Source organism: Rhodothermus profundi, assembly GCF_900142415.1.
Taxonomy (GTDB): Bacteria; Bacteroidota; Rhodothermia; order Rhodothermales; family Rhodothermaceae; genus Rhodothermus; species Rhodothermus profundi.
The window spans coordinates 754,178-771,154 of the sequence record NZ_FRAU01000001.1 but is presented as its reverse complement, the minus strand read 5'-3'; the positions used below and the strand labels follow the sequence as shown (position 1 = coordinate 771,154).

The window sequence follows — 16,977 nt, the reverse complement described above, 5'->3', positions numbered from 1 at the left end:
GGGCTTCTGTGGGGTGGTGGTTCCGGGGAACGACTACCGCATCAGCACCATGGAGCGCGTCTGCACCTGATTCCCCACGCGCAAGCGGTAGAGGTACAGGCCACTGGCGACCGGACGGCCTGTTTCGTCCGTTGCATCCCAGGTCACCTCATGCAGGCCTGGCGGAAGCATCATCTGGATCAGCATGCGCACCCGCTGCCCGAGCACGTTATAGATTTCCAGCGTAACAGGCTGCGGTCCGGTCCCGTTCAGCGTGAACCGGATGGTGGTCTGCTGCCGGAACGGATTCGGATAGCTGGGGGCCAGCTCAAAGGCAACAGGGAGCGCCGGAGCTTCGGTGTTGGTGGTGGAGGCATTTCCGAGAACTGTCACGTAATCGGCAACGTACGTGGTACCCGCCAGGTAGGTGCCGGCTTTTCCGGCCGAGGCAACGCGCCGCCCCTGCACCACCACCTGCTGTCCGGGTTGGATGTCGCTCCAGTTGATCGGTTGCTGCTGGGCGTTGACCACGACCGTCTGGGCGTTGATCAGGAAGGTGACCTGTTGCAGGATCACGGCATCAGCCCGCACACTGTCGGCCTGCCCCGTCGCTTCTACAAAGTCCTCCACTTTGATCTGCTGGGCCACCAGACCGACGCCCGGCTGCTGCAGCGCTTTGATCTCGACGATCAATCCCGTTTGCAGGTCGGCCAGCGTAATGGCCGTTCCATCATAGGCCAGAATCTGCGTGTTGGCATTCACAAACACGGTTACACCGGCCACCACCAGGCTATCCGGACCCAGCGATTCAATCGTTCCCTCCAGCTCAATCGCATCGTCTGGCTGATCCGCTTTGGCCCGGATCCGCACGGCCCAGTAGGTACCATCCGGATGCACCACGCCGCGCACTTTAACCTTCTGGCCTACCTGCAAGTCGGTGAGCGACACCACCTGACCGTTGGGCCCCAGCACATGGACGCCTGGGCGCACCCGGAAGACCTGGCCGGCAACGGTGATGGTGCTATCGGTCAGTGCTTCAATGGGACCTTCAATCTCTACAACTGGATGGAAGACTTTGCGGATTTTGATCTCCAGGGCTAGATAGGTGCCGTCGTCACGCTGGCGAGCTTCTACCTTGACAAGCAGACCTACTTTCAGATCCGCCAGGGTGAGCGGCTGCTCCCAGGGATCCTCGATGCGCGTGTTGGCATCGACGAAGATCGTGATGCCGGCTACGACCAGACTGTCGCTGCCCAGCGCTTCGATATGGCCTACAAGCTCCAGCTCCCGCGCATCAGGCTGTTCGACCTGCACCTTGAGGGCATACAGCGTGTGGGTAGTGGGATCCAGATAGCCTTTTACTTCCACAAACACCCCCACCTGCAGGGCCGCAGGTGTAAGCGGTTGATCATCCTCGCCTTCGATCTTGGTTACAGGCGTCAGGTGGAAGGTCAGGGTCCCTACGGTAAAGGTGCTGTCCGTCCGCTCCAGAATGATCCCCTCAATTTCGACCTTGCGCCGGTCCATTTCGGCGCGGTCAGGTTTTTCGACCTCAATTACCAGCGCCACCAACTGGCCATTGAGCAGCCGGGCTTTGATTTCGACAAAGACCCCTACCTGAAGGTCGGCCAGCGTCAGGGGTTGATCGTTATCGCCCACAATGCGGGTGGTTGACAAAACCCGCACCGTATGGCCTTGCACTTCCAGTGTGGAGTCGCTGATCGCTGTAATAGGCCCTTCCAGCTCGATTTTAGGATGCCGCTCCTCTATTTCGCCAGCTCGGCCGCTGGAAATCTCCAGCGCCACAAAACGGCCTCCCTGGACAATCCCCTCAACCTCCAGGCGCTGCCCGACGACAAGGCGTCCCGATACTTGCGTCGTTGCGCTCAGATAGAAAGTAAGTCCCTGGACGGTCAGAGTACTGTCAGTGAGCGCTGTCAGGGGGCCCCAGGCTTCTACCTCGTCTGTCGAGTCATCCGGTTCCTCCAGCTTAATTTTCAGGGCATAGTAGAGTCCATCCGCCCCAAAATGTCCAGCCAGTTCGATACGCTGTCCCACCTGCAACTGGCTGGCGGGAATCGGGTGGCCTGCTGCATTGCGAATGCGGGTGGTTGCAGTCAGGTTAAACGTAATGCCATGTAACGTAAGCGTAGCTTGATCCAGCGCCTCAATCGTGCCTTCCAGTTCAAATCCTGGATGATCATCGGCCCGGGCAATGGGTACCATCAGGCCGAGCAGGAAGGCCAGGAATCCTGTCGTAACGATGCGCCGCATGATCCCTCCATCTTGGTTTTTAGTGAAACACGACACGCGACGCTGGAAGGGAGCGCAACAATGGTGCCAGTACAGATCCTGCACAAAACGGCGCCGAAATAAACCAATGTGCGAAATAATCAAAAGGAAAGTGTGCAATGTGTGCACATAGGGGTTCAAGAAGGATTAAAGGTTGCACAGGCTTTTCTGTGCTATTTTAAACAGAACACCCGTCGGAACTCCCGACAGGGCCTCAGGTTGAGAAAAACGCTGAGTAGAAGGGAGCTGAAACGGCCGATGTCATGGCAGGAGAGCCGCTGCTGAAGACGGCGCGGGTGCGCAAAACGTACGATCCGCAGGAGATTGAGCCCCGCTGGTATGCCTACTGGGAAGCCCACCACTTCTTCCGGGCAGAAATCCGGCCCGACAGGACGCCTTTTGTTATCATGATGCCGCCGCCTAACGTAACCGGGCGGCTGCACATGGGGCATGCGCTGCAGGATACGATCCAGGATGCGCTGACCCGCATTCGACGCATGCAGGGCTACGAGGCGCTCTGGCTGCCAGGGATCGATCATGCGGGCATTGCGACCCAAAATGTGGTCGAGCGCGAGCTGCGTGAAAAAGAAGGGAAGACGCGGCACGACCTGGGGCGCGAGGCTTTCCTGCAGCGCGTCTGGCAGTGGAAAGAGGAGTATGGCGACATCATCTTGCAGCAGAAACGCCGGCTGGGCGACTCCTGTGACTGGTCGCGCACGCGCTTTACGATGGATGAAGGGTTTACGCGGGCCGTGCAGGAGGCTTTCATTCGGCTCTACAATGAAGGCCTGATCTATCGCGGGAATTACCTGGTCAACTGGTGTCCGGTCGATCAAACGGCGCTGTCCGACGAGGAGGTAGACAACGTTGAGCAAGAGGGCCACCTCTGGTACATTCGCTATCCCCTGGTTGACGGCAGCGGCTACATCACCATTGCGACGACACGCCCCGAAACCATGCTGGGCGATACGGCCGTGGCCGTGCATCCGGAAGACGAGCGCTACCGGCACCTGATCGGTAAAAAGGTAAAGTTGCCGCTCATTGGCCGCGAAATTCCAATTATTGCTGACCCACACGTCAAACGTGATTTTGGCGCCGGCGCTCTAAAGATCACGCCCGGCCATGATAAGAATGACTTTGAGATCGGCCAGCGCCACGGCCTGCCCCTGGTAAACATTATGAATCCTGACGGCACGATTAACGAAAATGGGGGGCCGTACGCCGGACTGGATCGTTTTGAGGCGCGCAAGCGCATCGTCGAAGATCTGCGTGCTCAGGGGCTGCTCGAAAAGGTGGAGCCTTATCGCCATACCGTACCGGTCTCCAGTCGCTCCAAAGCGATTATCGAGCCGCTGTTGTCGCGTCAGTGGTTCGTGCGCATGAAGCCCCTGGCCGAACCTGCTATCGAAGCGGTGCGCCGCGGCGAAATTCGCTTCTATCCGGAGCGATGGGCCAATGAATACTTTCGCTGGATGGAAAACATCCGTGACTGGTGCATCAGTCGTCAGATCTGGTGGGGGCACCGCATTCCGGTCTGGTACTATACCGATGCAAACGGCCAGATCGATGAATCAAAGGGCTTTGTCGTGTCGATTGAGCAACCAGAGCCCGGAATGGTGCAGGATGAAGACGTGCTTGACACGTGGTTTTCGTCCTGGCTCTGGCCGTTTGCGACGCTGGGCTGGCCCGACCGGACGCCCGAGCTGGACTACTTCTATCCAACCAGCGTGCTCGTTTCCGGCTATGACATTCTCTTCTTCTGGATTGCCCGCATGATCATGGCGGGAATCCACTTCACCGGCAAGATTCCCTTCCGGGATGTGTTTATCACCGGCATGGTCAAGGATAAGTATGGCCGGTGGATGTCGAAAAGCCTGGGCAACGGGATCGACCCCCTGGAGATGATCGAGCAGTACGGGGCCGATGCCGTGCGCTACTCGCTGACCGTGCTCTGCACGCAGGGGCAGGATATCAAGCTGGACCCCTCAAAGTTCGAAATGGGGCGTAACTTTGCCAATAAGATCTGGAACGCGTTCAACGTCTTCGGACAGTTCATGGAGACCGACGACGAAGGGCGGCCCCTGCGAGATTATCGTCGACAGCGCCGGTTTGAGGAGCTCTCGCTCGTGGAACGCTGGATGGTCTCGCGCCTGAACCAGGCAATCACCACCGTCAATGAGGCCATTGACCGCTACCGCCTCAACGAAGCATTGCTAACAATCTATGACCTCTTCTGGGGCGATTATTGCGACTGGTACCTGGAGCTGATCAAGCCACCCCGAGGCCAGGCAATGGACGATGAAACGATTGCCCTGGCCGTAGAACTCTATGAGAAGATGATTCAGCTCCTGCATCCGTTCATGCCCTTCATTACCGAGGCACTCTGGTGGCGGTTGCGGCCGCGAGGCGAGCGGGAAGCGTGCATTGTCTCACGCTGGCCACAACCCCAACCGGAAGAAATCGATCAGACGGCGCTTGGGCGTTTTGGACGCATTCAGGAAATGATTTCAGGCATCCGCAACGTGCGGAGCACGTACGGCGTCCCACCAGGCCGAGCCATTCGGGTGCTCATCAATGTACCCGAGGCCGAGCGCGACGAGGCAGGCCATCTGGAAGCCCACCGCGACTACTTCGCGCGGCTGGCCCGGGTAGAGGAGCTGACCGTTGGCGTCGGATTGAAGCGGCCTCGGGCCAGCGCAGCGGTAGTGGTAGGACGCTACGAAGTGTACGTGCCGCTGGCCGACGTGATTGATCTGGCGCAGGAGCGGGCGCGTCTGGAAAAAGAGATTGCGCAGAAAGAACGCTTTCTGGAGAGCGTGCGCAAAAAACTTCAAAATCCGCAATTTCTCGAAAAAGCACCGGCCGAAGTGGTGGCCCGCGAGCGTCAAAAAGAGCAGGATGCACGGGCCGAACTGGAACGCCTGCAAGCTAACCTGGCTGCCCTGAGCTGAACCTGCCTGGTGCAAAACCTATGGGGACCCAGACCGACACGCCGTTTCAAGGCCGGCTCCAGCATCGCCACCTGCTGGGGCTGGCCACCTATTCCGCGGAAGAGATTCAACTCATCCTGCAGACGGCCCGCCAGTTCCGAGAGGTCCTTGAACGGCCCATTCGGCGCGTACCTACCCTTCGTGGCGTGACGGTAGTCAACCTGTTCTTCGAGCCGTCCACGCGCACGCGCATTTCGTTTGAACTGGCTGAAAAGCGCCTGTCGGCTGATGTGGTGAACTTCTCCGCTGCGGGCTCTTCGGTTGTCAAGGGCGAGACGCTCAAAGACACCGCCCGCAATCTGGAGGCCATGAAAATCGATATGGTTGTCATTCGACACCGATCGCCAGGAGCAGCCCATTTCCTGACGCGCTGCATCGAGGCGGTCGTCATCAATGCTGGAGATGGAGCCCACGAGCATCCGACGCAGGCATTGTTGGACCTGCTGACCATTTCAGATCATTTCCCGTCCTTTGAGGGATTGAACGTTTCTATTATTGGCGATATCGCTCACAGCCGCGTAGCCCGTTCCAATATTTATGGATTGAAGGCCCTGGGCGCCAACGTAACGCTGTGCGGACCCCGGACGCTTATGCCCGTGGGCATTGAGGAGCTGGGCGTGCGCGTTACCTATCGGCTGGAGGAAGCCCTGGAAGGATGCGACGTGGCAATGGCGCTTCGCCTGCAGCTTGAGCGGCAGACCGCCGGCCTCTTCCCGAGCCTGCGAGAATACCATGAGCGCTACGGCATCAAGCTGGAGCACTTGAAGCGCTATCCTGATCTGCTGGTCATGCATCCAGGACCCGTTAATCGTGGCGTGGAGCTGGCCAGCGAAGTGGTTGATCACGAGCGGGCCATTATTCTGGATCAGGTTACCAACGGCGTTGCTGTGCGTATGGCCGTGCTCTACCTGCTGGCCGGCGTGCCCGAGACCGTTGCGTAAGGGTCAGGATACGGGTGGACGGCCTGTGCGCAGCGCCGTCTCCATGTACGTGCGAATGGCGTCGGCAATGTAGGTCTGCTGCGCACGCGTCAGTTCGGTATGCATGGGGAGCGAGAGCACTTCGCGGGCTGCTTTTTCTGCTTCAGGCAGGGGAGCGTGCGGGCCAAAGTCTGCAAAGGCTGGCAGTTGGTGAAGCGGTACCGGATAGTAGATGGCCGTGGGGATGCCACGTTGGTGCAGGTAACGCCGCAGACCATCGCGGCCGCCGGGCACTTCGGAATGAATCCGAATAGTATACTGGTGAAAGACATGCGTGCGGTGCGGCGCTCGATAGGGAAGCGTCAGGCCCGGGCAGTCGGCCAGTAGCTCATCGTACCGATCTGCTGCTTCCTGGCGGGCACGGGTATAGGCGTCCAGGTAGCGAAGCTTTACGCGCAGCACGGCTGCCTGCAATGCATCCAGCCGGCTGTTGACCCCGATGCATTCATGGTAGTACTTGCGTCGCGCCCCATGATTGGCCAGCATGGACAGGCGCTCATGCAGGGTCGGATCGTTGGTGAGCACAGCCCCTCCATCGCCATAAGCGCCCAGGTTCTTGGAAGGAAAGAATGAGAGACAGCCAATGTGGCCGAAGGTACCGGTCTTTCGATCCCGGTAGGTTGCTCCAATAGCCTGGGCGTTGTCTTCGATGACGTACAGATGGTGGTGCTCGGCCAGCTCCAGCAGTGGTGCCAGCTCAGCCGCCTGGCCAAACAGGTGCACCGGTACAATTGCGCGGGTGCGGGGGGAAAGGCAAGCAGCCACGCTGTCCGGATCCAGGTTGAACGTCTGCGGATCAATGTCGGCAAAAACCGGCCGGATCCCCAGCAGAGCGGCTGCTTCGGCGGTGGCCACGAAAGTAAACGCCGGTACAATCACCTCGTCGCCCGGACGGAGGCCCAGCGCCATGAAAGCCAGTTGTAACGCATCGGTGCCGTTGCCTACGCCCAGGGCGAAACGGGTGCCCACATAGGCCGCCAGTTCTTCCTCGAAGCGGGCCACGACAGGGCCTCGAATGAACTGGCCGCTTTCCAACACCTCCTCAATTGCAGCAAGCATCTCTTGCCGAATGGCCCGGTACTGGCCGACCAGGTCTACCATCTGCAAGGCAAGGGAAGGCGCTTCCGGCATAGTTCTCAGCGGGATTGATGGTGCTGACCGCAAAATACAAAACGGACAGAACCCGAACGGTGGAAGTTTCGTAGGGAAAACGTCGCGTTCACCAATCAGTTGGTGCCATGATGACCTTGTTGCAGGTGCAGGGACCGGTCTCTATGCCGACCGGGTTGGAGTGGCTTCCGATCGCTAGCGTGCTGGTGCCTGCTGCGCTTCTGGGGCTACTGATCTATCTGGGGCGCCGGGCCACTTAGGTGCGAGGAAGCCGTTCCCTTTTCTGCCGGGACCCCTCTGATGGAGGGGTTTTTTTATAACCTCGGCAGAGAACAACTGCGCCGCCGGTTTACGGTCCGTCGCAACGTCGGTTGAAAGCTCGTAGCCTCTGGCCGGCAAAGCGGTTGCTGCGCATGACGTTTTCTTCGGGCTAGGAACGCTGGTAGAAAAATGGGGCGTCTCCTCAAAGAGACGCCCCGTTGCCGGGTAGCAGATAACCCGCTCAAGAAGCCGGCTTTTGCAGGGCTGTAATCAGCGTGCCGCCAGATTGCGGGTCATACAGCCGAAGCAGAAACGTCGCGCCCGGTTTGATCGCCTGGTAAACTTCCTTGAACGTTTTCACGTTACGAACAGGTTTACGATCCACTTCGGTAATGATCAGGCCGCGTCGCAGATTAGCTTCTCGATAGGCTTCGCTATTGGGATCAATACGGGTGATAAGCACGCCTTCGACTTCCACGTCTTCGAGGTTGTAGCGGCGGGCTAACTCGGGCGTGATATCTGCAATGGAAAAGCCGAGCTCTTCCATCAGGTTCGATTCTTCGCCACGGCTGCTCTGCGCCCGCCGACGCGCGGCCGTGCGCTCCGAGGGCGCGGCTCCCAGCCGCACCGTCACCGTACGCATCTCTCCATCCCGATTGATTGTGATAGTGACCTCATCACCTGGCCGATGGGTACTGATAATTTTGGAAAGCTCCAGGTGGTTGGCCAGCTCATGACCATCGACCGCGACAATGATATCGCCTGGTTCGATGCCTGCCTGCTCGGCGGCTGATCCTTCTTCAACCGAGACGACCTGGGCAGCTCCTCGAGGCAAATTGAGCGCCTTGATGACGGATGGAGCGGCCGCTGTGTACTGTACGCCCAGCCGGGCGCGCTCTACGTAGCCTGTTTCGATGAGCTGAGGCACGACGTATTGCACAATGTCGACCGGAATGGCAAAACCAATGCCCTGGTAGCCGCCTGTCCGGCTGTAGATTGCTGTATTGATTCCGATCAACTCACCGCGTAGGTTGACCAGCGGCCCCCCTGAATTGCCCGGGTTAATGGCTGCGTCGGTCTGAATGAAGTTTTGCACAGCCGGGCCTTCACTGTAAAAGCGGTTGAGGGCACTGATGATGCCTGCTGTGACGGTATTGCTGAGCTGTGGAGACAGAGGCGAGCCAAAGGCAAGCACCCACTGCCCAACCCGCAGCGTGCTTGCATCGCCCATAGAGATATAGGGCAAGTTGTCGGCTTCAATCTTCAGCACCGCCAGGTCGCTCTGGGGATCGGTTCCTACGACTTCAGCTTCGTAGGTCGTGCCGTCGTGCAGCACCACCAGCAATTCGTCGGCACCTTCCACGACGTGGTTGTTCGTCACAATATACCCATCGGCGCGAATGATAACGCCCGAGCCGAGCCCCTGAGAGCGGAATTCCTCGGGTAGGTTGGGAATGCGGAAATTGAAGAACTCCTCGAAGGGCGTGCCTTCAAACGGATTCCAGCTAAAAGGACGACGACGGATAACTTTCTCCGAGCGAATTTGAACAACCGTGGGATTGACGCGCTCGGCTACCGCTACGAAGGCTTCTTCCAGGGACGTAACGTCCGTCGTGCTAATTCGCGTGCCGCCGCTTTCTTCACGGGCTAAGGTGGGGGGGGTGGCCCGGTTGCTCAGGCCCAGCAGGTTGGCGCCGGCCGTGGTGAAAAACACTCCGGCCAGGAAGGCTATAGCAACCAGGGCAACAATCGACAACGTCCGGGTCCGTCGCATGGCTTTTCTTCCGTTTGATGCCCAGCAGTTTATCGTACTAACGGCAGGATAGACAGAAGGATCGGGGTAAACCGATACATTATCGTAACGTGCAGGTCTCCTGCCGCAGACCGAAAGAAAAACGCATAGGGCGGGACGTTTCGTATTCTCCACAAAAAAATAGCGCGAAGCGTTGCAGCTCCGCGCTATGGGTAGCGACGTGGCTATGAACCTAATGGTGTGCAATGCCCGGTTCCGTCATTTCCCGAACGTTCAAGACGCGGTCAAGCTCTTCGTCGGAGAGCAATCCCATCTCTTTAACAACCTCGCGCACCGATTTGCGGGTAGCCGCTGCTTTTTTAGCCACTTCTGCTGCTTTGTCGTAGCCAATAATCGGGTTGAGCGCCGTGGCAATTGCCGGATTCAGTTCTAAGAGCTGGCGGCAGCGCTCTCGGTCGGCTTCAATTCCTTCGATGCAGCGAGTGCGAAACGCCTCGCACCCGTTGGTCAGAATCTCAATGCTTTCGAGCATGGCATAGGCCATCACAGGCATCATCGTGTTGAGCTCGAAGTTGCCATGCTGGCCGCCGATTGTAATCGTCAGGTGATTCCCCATGACCCGGGCGCAGATCATCATCATCATTTCGCAATGCACCGGATTTACCTTGCCCGGCATAATGGACGATCCGGGCTGCACAGCCGGTAGTCGGATTTCGGCAAGGCCACTGGTTGGACCGCTGGCCAGCCAGCGGATGTCGTTGGCAATCTTCATCAGCGCAACGGCCAGCGTGTTCAGGGCACCAGAGACGGCGACGTAGGCGTCTTTGCTTCCCTGCGCTTCAAAGTGGTTTTCGGCTTCCCGGAAGGGAAGTCCGGTTAGATCGCTGATATGTTCGATAGCCCGAGCGGGGAAGTCCGGGTGGCGGTTGATACCAGTACCGGTAGCCGTGCCTCCCAGGGCCAGTTCTGACAGTTCATGGGAGATGGTGCGAAGCCGTCGAATCGCATGATCGATCTGGGAAGCATAGCCGCCAAATTCTTGCCCCAGTCGCACGGGCGTGGCATCCATTAAGTGGGTGCGGCCGCTTTTAATTATGTCGTCGAACGCATCGGCTTTTTCCTGAAGGCTGGTGCGCAACCGCAGCAGGGCAGGAATCAGCTCATTTTCCAGGGCCACGCGCGCGGCAATGTGCATCGCGGTAGGAATGACGTCGTTCGACGACTGGGACATGTTCACATCGTCATTGGGATGCACCAGCTTGCTCCCTCGCTCACCGCCCAACGTTTCGGAGGCCAGGTTCGCAATGACCTCGTTGGCGTTCATGTTCGTGGAGGTGCCACTGCCGGTCTGAAAGATATCGACGACGAACTGGTCGTCCAGCTCCCCGCTGATGACGCGCTTGGCCGCTTGCTCAATTGCCTCCGCTTTGTCCGGGGGAAGCAGGCCGAGCTCTCGATTTGCGCGGGCGGCTGCCAGCTTTATGATGCCCAGCGCCTCGATAAAACGACGTGGAAAACGCAGACCACTGACCGGGAAGTTTTCCACGGCGCGTTGCGTCTGGGCCCCGTAAAGTGCATCGGCCGGGACGCGTACTTCCCCCAGTGAATCGCGTTCAATACGATAAGCCTGATTCATGGCCGAACCCCCTGTTTTTTGGCGAAAGCGAAAACTTTTTGCCGCTATTAACTTACGATGCTCCGTTCATAAAAAAAGCCGCCCGAGCGGCTCAGGACATTTTTTCGTGGTTTTTCTGTAGATGGCAGACCATAACGCTGGATCAGACCAATGGAAGTGATTCGATCCGTAAAGGCTATGCAGGCGCATGCCGACGCGCGACGTCGGGAAGGGCAGCGATTGGCGCTGGTGCCTACAATGGGAGCGCTCCATGAGGGCCACCTGGCGCTGGTGCGGGAAGCGCGCGCGCGCGCCGATCATGTAACCGTTTCTATTTTCGTCAATCCCACTCAGTTCGGGCCTAACGAAGACTATGCGCGCTATCCCCGCCAGTTAGAACAGGACGTGGCGGCCCTTGACGCGTTGGGAGTGGACGTTGTGTTTGCCCCGACCGTTGAAGAGATGTATCCAGAAGGAGCAGCGTCGCACCTGACGTGGGTTTACGTGGAAAAGCTGGATGCGCATTTATGTGGTCGCTATCGCCCGGGGCATTTTCGAGGTGTAGCTACTGTTGTCGCCAAGCTCTTCAACATTTGCAAGCCGCATGTTGCGGTCTTTGGCCTGAAAGACGCGCAGCAGTTTCAGATCATTCGGCGCATGGTGCAAGACCTGTCTTACGACATCGAACTGGTCGGGGTGCCAACCGTGCGAGAGCCTGACGGTCTGGCGCTCTCTTCGCGTAACGTGTACTTGAACCCTGAGGAGCGGGCGCAGGCTGTGGTATTATCCCGGGCTGTGGAGGCAGCCCGACGTGCCATTGAAGCAGGGGAACAGCGCCCAGAGGCTATTGTTGAAGCGATGCGTCAGATTCTGGCCCGGGCGCCGCTGGCGCGGGTGCAGTATGTTGAGGTGGTGGATGCCGAGACGTTGCAGCCGGTCCGGCAAATTCGTCCGGGTCAGCGTGTGCTGGCCGGTGTGGCCGTCTTTTTCGGAAATACTCGACTGATCGACAGCGTCTTCGTGGAAGCTCCCGGAGCCTGAAGTTGGAGAGGGTATGACGATTACGATGTTTCGAGCGAAGCTGCATGGGCTTCGCGTCACCGAAGCGGATCTCTACTACGAAGGGTCTATCACCATCGATCAGGAGCTGCTCGAACTGGCTGGTATCCTCCCGTACGAGAAGGTGCAGGTGGTTAATGTAAATAACGGGGCCCGATTAGAAACCTACACGCTGCCCGGTGAGCGGGGTAGTCGGGTGGTGTGCCTGAACGGACCGGCCGCTCGTCTGGCGGCGCGAGGGGATCAGGTGCTTGTGATTGCCTATGCCCAGATGACGCCGGAAGAGGCGCGCAAGCATCGGGCACGTGTGGTGCTGTTTGATGAACACAATGAGCCCAAACAGACGCTGGCGCTTTCGGTAGAGGAAGCGCTGGCTGCGACTTCCGAATCCGGCGCAGGATGAAGCGCGCGGCCTGTCTTGCCGGCTGTCTGATCTTGCTCGCCGCAGGAGAAAAGCTGCGGGCGCAACCAGAAGCCCTGCTACCAATAGCAACCCCGAAGGGCTACGGCTTTGTAACGCCCGACGGGGAGTTGGCAATTGCGCCACGCTTTGAGCGCGTGCTGGTCTTCTCGGAAGGACGCGCCGGAGCTCGTCTCGACGGTCAGTGGGGGTTCATTGATGCGGAAGGCCAATGGATCGTGCCGCCTCAATACGAGCAGGTTTTTCCTTATCAACACGGATATGCCCGCGTGCGCCGAAATGGCCGCTGGGGATTTGTCGATCTGAATGGCCAGGAGACGATTCCGCCCACGTATGAAGCGGCCCAGGATTTTTCCTGCGGGCTGGCGCCGGTAGCAGTTGTGCGGAAAGCGTTTGGTATCATGCGCCGCACGCGCTGGGGCTTTGTCAATGCTCGGGGCCAGATGATCATTCCGCCCCAGTTTACGCGAGCGCTGTCTTTTAGCGAAGGGCTGGCTGCCGTCGAAGTAGGAACGCAAACGCTGATGGTAACGACCGGACGCAAATGGGGGTTTATTGACACGACGGGCCACTGGGTGATCCCTCCCCGGTTCTCATCAGCGCGCAATTTCTCAGAAGGCCTGGCCCTGGTGCGGGCTGGAAAGCGCACGCTGTTTATTAATCAGGCAGGAGAACCGGTATTCGAAGTTCCCTATCGACAGGTCTACAGTTTTGTGGAGGGACGCGCTCGCGTTTCGGACGGTAAGCGATGGGGCTTTATTGACCGCAGCGGCCAACTGGTCATTCCTCTGCAGTTTGAGCAGGCTCTGGATTTCTCGGAAGGGCTGGCAGCCGTGCGTCTGGAAGGGCGGTGGGGATATATTGACCGAGAGGGAAACCTGATGATTCCGCCTCGTTATGAGCAAGCTCACGCTTTTCGACACGGGGTAGCCCTGGTGGCTGCAAACGGACGGCTGCAGTACATCGACCGGGTTGGACGCGTGCGCTGGCAGCGCCCTCGCCCTTGAGTCTAAGCTGCTCGTTTCGTACGTTTCTTCTCCGGTAGGATTGTTTTCTGCAGGCTGAGCACAATCGCTATGGAAATTACAACGCTTGCTGTAGTTGGAGCCGGCACCATGGGGCAGGGCATCGCCCATGTGGCGGCGCTTCATGGACGAAAGGTCTGGCTTGTCGATGTATCCGAGGAAGTGCTGCAGCGGGCACTGCAGACCATTGCGCATAACCTGGAACGACAGGTCAAAAAGGAGCGCATTACCGCGGCGCAAAAGGAGGAAGCGCTGGGGCGCATCGCGCTTACCTCTGATCTGGAAGCGGCAGTGGCGCATGCGCAACTGGTGATTGAGGCGGTGCCCGAAAATCCCGATCTAAAAGCTCAGGTGTTTGAACGACTGGATCGCGCGGCGCCGCCTGCAGCTATTCTGGCTTCGAATACGTCCTCCATCTCGATCACGTGGCTGGCGGCCCGAACGCGGCGTCCGGCCCAGGTGATTGGCATGCACTTTTTTAATCCGGTGCCGGTCATGCAACTCGTAGAAGTCGTACGGGGGCTAGAGACCAGCCAGGATACCTACGAAGCGACATGTCGGCTGGCTGAAGCGTTGGGCAAGACCCCGGTCACGGTTAACGATGCGCCAGGATTTGTCTCTAATCGGGTGCTGATGCCAATGATCAACGAAGCGATTTATTGTGTGATGGAAGGCGTGGCCGCACCCGAAGATGTTGATCAGGTAATGAAGTTAGGCATGAATCATCCGATGGGGCCCCTGGCGCTGGCTGATCTGATCGGGCTGGACGTATGCCTGGGAATTCTGGAGGTATTGCATCGGGAGCTGGGCGATGACAAATATCGTCCCTGTCCCTTACTTCGGAAAATGGTCGCAGCCGGACGGCTGGGTCGTAAAACCGGCCGTGGCTTTTACGAGTATCCGTCGAACTAAGCGCTGAGCAGGCTTATGATCGCAGCGCCCCACCAACCCGACGCCCAAGCAGAAGCGGTTGAAAACGCGCCGATCTCGTACCGCAAGCGTACGGTTCCTTTTTACCGGCGTCCTAGCGTGGCGGCCTGGGCCGTAATCGTTTTCCTGGCCTTTTTGCTCACGCTGTACTTTCTCAATCTGTCTTAGCGGCGGCTGCATCGCCACCGTTTTGCTCGCGCTGGGCGAAGCGTTCGTAGGCTTCGATAATGTCTTTCACGAGGCGGTGGCGGACTACGTCGCCGCGGTCGAAATAGACGAAGGCAATGCCTTCCACGCCTTCGAGAACGTGCCGCACTTCAACGAGGCCGCTGTGCTCGGGGCTGGGCAGGTCGGTCTGGGTAATGTCGCCGGTGATGATGGCCCGGCTGTTTGTGCCCAGCCGCGTCAGAAACATCTTCATCTGCTGCGTGGTGGCATTCTGCGCTTCGTCCAGAATGACGAAGGCGGCGTTAAGCGTGCGGCCGCGCATGTAGGCCAGCGGGACGATTTCGATCACATGCTGCTCTAGCAGAGTTCGCAGCCGTTCCCGGGGAAGCATATCTTCCAGGGCATCATAAAGCGGCCGCAGGTAGGGATCCACCTTTTCCCGAAAATCACCTGGCAAAAAGCCCAGCCGCTCACCTGCTTCGACAGCCGGGCGCGAAAGCACGATGCGTTTAACCTGCCGTGCTTTCAGAGCAGCTACAGCCAATGCTACGGCGGTGTATGTTTTCCCTGTACCCGCCGGACCAATGGCAAAGACAATATCATTTTTGCGGGCCATTTCGACCAGCCGCCGCTGATTGGGCGTTTTGGCCCGCACTGGCACGCCCGTCGTCGTGTAGAGGATAACGTCATCGGTTGGAGCAGGCGCCGCGCTGGCACCATCTCCGGTGCTGAAAAGCGCCAGCACGGTGTCTACGTCCCGCTCGGTAAGCTGACCGTGGCGGTTGAGCAGCGCGATCAGTTCACGAACCGCCCGCTCAATGCGATCTAAGGCAGAGGCCTCGCCCTGCAGGATCAACTGATTGCCACGGGCAATGATCTGGACTTCCGGAAAAGCGGCTTCTAACTTGCGCAGGTGGACATCACCCGCTCCAAAAAGAAGTACCGGGTTCGCGTGAGCAATCGTCAGTCGCTTCTCAGCCAATGCAGGTTACGATGTTGGTTGGTGAAACCAGGGGATTAACCTTCTTCGATGCAAGCCGTTTAACGGCAGGTCAGGCGCTTGGTGCCCGCTCGGCAAACCCGCTGTTACCATGCCCAGGACGTTGATTCTTGAGTTTACGAAGATGAATGGCGCTGGAAACGACTTTATTGTCGTTGACAACCGGTTTTACGCCTTCTCGGACGAGGAGCTGGCTGCCCTGGCCCGTCGCTATTGCCCTCGACGCGTGGGAATTGGCGCCGATGGATTGCTGGCATTAGCACCGGCTCAGCAACCGGAGGTGCACTACCGCATGCGCTATTTCAACGCGGATGGTAGTCCGGGAACTATGTGCGGCAACGGGGCCCGCTGCCTGGCCCGTTTTGCTCAAATGGCCGGTATCCAGGGAAATCCCCTCTGTTTTGAGACGGATGCCGGACGCTACCAGGCCGAGGTGCCCGACGATCCGCAGGCGCCTGTGCGGCTTTATCTGCCGCCGGTGGGTCCCTGCAAGATGCAGCCGCCCCTGGCAACGCCGCTGGATGCTGAAGTGGAAACGGCCGCGTTTATCTGGACAGGCACAGAACACCTGGTCTGCCGGGTTTCGTCCGTGGAAACAGTGCCCATAGCCAGATGGGGACCGTTGCTGCGGCACGATGCCGCGTTGCAGCCTCGGGGCGCCAACGTGAACTTTGTCGAAGTAGCAGGCGAGCAGCATGGCCGAAGCGTGTTGCGCGTGCGCACCTACGAAAAAGGGGTCGAAGCTGAAACGTTAGCCTGTGGGACCGGAGCCGTGGCGGCCGCCCTTGTGGCCTGGCGGCAGGGATGGGTGCGCCAGCTCCCCATTGAGGTGCACATGCCGGGCGGCGTGCTGACCGTGGGATTCCAACCGGCAAAAGACGGTGAAACGGCGTTGTATCTTGAAGGACCAGCTACTGTTGTGTTTCGAGGAACCGTCGAGGTACCAGTGCCGCTGGTTTCCTGAGGCCTGAAAGTCGGTTGCGTTCGTAGAAAAGGGGCAGGCCGCCCCGGGCGCTCCTGGAGACAACAGGCAATTCCAGGCGCAGGCGCAATAGGAAAACAGGCGCCAGCCAGGGCTGACGCATCATGTCGCAAACGGGCTGCGAACCGGGCAGGAAGCCCGTCCGGTTGAGATCGCAGGTTAGCTTAAACCAGAGAAAAATGCTTAAATCTGACTGGACAGAAACGCGGGAGGCCTGAAAGCTCAGGGCGGAGATTGCTCCAGATCAGAGGGCCCGTATAACAAGTATGGGGGACAATTCCTGGCCAGAAGATAAAGCCTGGCTGAGGTTCTATTCTGTTAGCGACCGTACGGTCGCGGCTGCAGGCCATGCAGCTATGCTGGCAGATTAGTACGTTGACCGGAAGGAAGAGATGTGGGGGGAGAGCAGGTA

The 16,977-nt window shown here is 58.8% G+C and carries 13 protein-coding genes; 8 read left to right on the top strand and 5 right to left on the bottom strand.

The features are described from left to right. Positions 1-33 precede the first annotated feature (33 nt). On the bottom strand, positions 34-2,253 hold the full coding sequence (locus BUA15_RS03315) for a DUF5666 domain-containing protein (protein WP_072714513.1): 2,220 nt from the start codon (positions 2,251-2,253) through the stop codon (positions 34-36). Between the two features lie 281 nt (positions 2,254-2,534). Here BUA15_RS03315 and BUA15_RS03310 point away from each other — a divergent pair, with 281 nt between their 5' ends. Next, positions 2,535-5,222 carry a valine--tRNA ligase gene (locus BUA15_RS03310; protein WP_072714512.1) on the top strand — a complete coding sequence of 896 codons (2,688 nt, stop codon included), beginning with the start codon at positions 2,535-2,537 and terminating at the stop codon, positions 5,220-5,222. 20 nt (positions 5,223-5,242) lie between these two features. Continuing rightward, positions 5,243-6,202: an aspartate carbamoyltransferase catalytic subunit gene (locus BUA15_RS03305; protein WP_072714511.1), complete on the top strand. Its 960-nt coding sequence runs from the start codon at positions 5,243-5,245 to the stop codon at positions 6,200-6,202. Between the two features lie 3 nt (positions 6,203-6,205). Here the strand turns inward: BUA15_RS03305 and BUA15_RS03300 are convergent, their stop codons facing one another. Continuing rightward, the gene (locus tag BUA15_RS03300) at positions 6,206-7,372 is read right to left on the bottom strand and encodes a DegT/DnrJ/EryC1/StrS family aminotransferase (protein WP_072714510.1); all 1,167 of its coding nucleotides are present in this window, start codon (positions 7,370-7,372) and stop codon (positions 6,206-6,208) included. Positions 7,373-7,479: 107 nt separating this feature from the next. Here BUA15_RS03300 and BUA15_RS13915 point away from each other — a divergent pair, with 107 nt between their 5' ends. Further along, complete coding sequence (locus BUA15_RS13915; protein ID WP_262501650.1) at positions 7,480-7,611, top strand: hypothetical protein; 132 nt, start codon at positions 7,480-7,482, stop codon at positions 7,609-7,611. 242 nt (positions 7,612-7,853) lie between these two features. On the opposite strand, the gene BUA15_RS03295 is transcribed toward BUA15_RS13915, so the two are convergent. Together BUA15_RS03295 and BUA15_RS03290 are read right to left on the bottom strand one after the other, a co-directional pair. After that, complete coding sequence (locus BUA15_RS03295; protein WP_072714509.1) at positions 7,854-9,386, bottom strand: Do family serine endopeptidase; 1,533 nt, start codon at positions 9,384-9,386, stop codon at positions 7,854-7,856. Positions 9,387-9,597: 211 nt separating this feature from the next. Beyond that, complete coding sequence (locus BUA15_RS03290) at positions 9,598-11,001, bottom strand: class II fumarate hydratase (protein ID WP_072714508.1); 1,404 nt, start codon at positions 10,999-11,001, stop codon at positions 9,598-9,600. Positions 11,002-11,151: 150 nt separating this feature from the next. On the opposite strand from BUA15_RS03290, the gene panC reads away from it, so the two are divergent. From panC to BUA15_RS03270, 4 genes are all read left to right on the top strand, one after another. After that, entirely contained in the window at positions 11,152-12,021 is an 870-nt protein-coding gene (gene panC / locus BUA15_RS03285) for a pantoate--beta-alanine ligase (RefSeq protein WP_072714507.1), read from the top strand. A 13-nt stretch (positions 12,022-12,034) separates the two neighbouring features. After that, a complete protein-coding gene (gene panD / locus BUA15_RS03280) occupies positions 12,035-12,442 on the top strand; it encodes an aspartate 1-decarboxylase (RefSeq protein ID WP_072714506.1) in 408 nt (135 codons plus the stop codon). A gap of 32 nt (positions 12,443-12,474) precedes the next feature. Further along, positions 12,475-13,467, top strand: coding sequence for a WG repeat-containing protein (locus BUA15_RS03275; protein WP_245771900.1), 993 nt, complete (start codon positions 12,475-12,477; stop codon positions 13,465-13,467). Positions 13,468-13,536: 69 nt separating this feature from the next. Next, a complete protein-coding gene (locus tag BUA15_RS03270) occupies positions 13,537-14,397 on the top strand; it encodes a 3-hydroxybutyryl-CoA dehydrogenase (protein WP_072714504.1) in 861 nt (286 codons plus the stop codon). A 172-nt stretch (positions 14,398-14,569) separates the two neighbouring features. Here BUA15_RS03270 and BUA15_RS03265 read toward each other — a convergent pair whose 3' ends face one another. Further along, positions 14,570-15,565 carry a PhoH family protein gene (locus BUA15_RS03265; RefSeq protein WP_072714503.1) on the bottom strand — a complete coding sequence of 332 codons (996 nt, stop codon included), beginning with the start codon at positions 15,563-15,565 and terminating at the stop codon, positions 14,570-14,572. Between the two features lie 109 nt (positions 15,566-15,674). Between BUA15_RS03265 and dapF the strand changes: the two genes are divergently transcribed. Further along, positions 15,675-16,547 (top strand): diaminopimelate epimerase, encoded by an 873-nt coding sequence (gene dapF / locus BUA15_RS03260; protein ID WP_072714502.1) that lies wholly within the window; start codon positions 15,675-15,677, stop codon positions 16,545-16,547. Positions 16,548-16,977 lie beyond the last annotated feature (430 nt).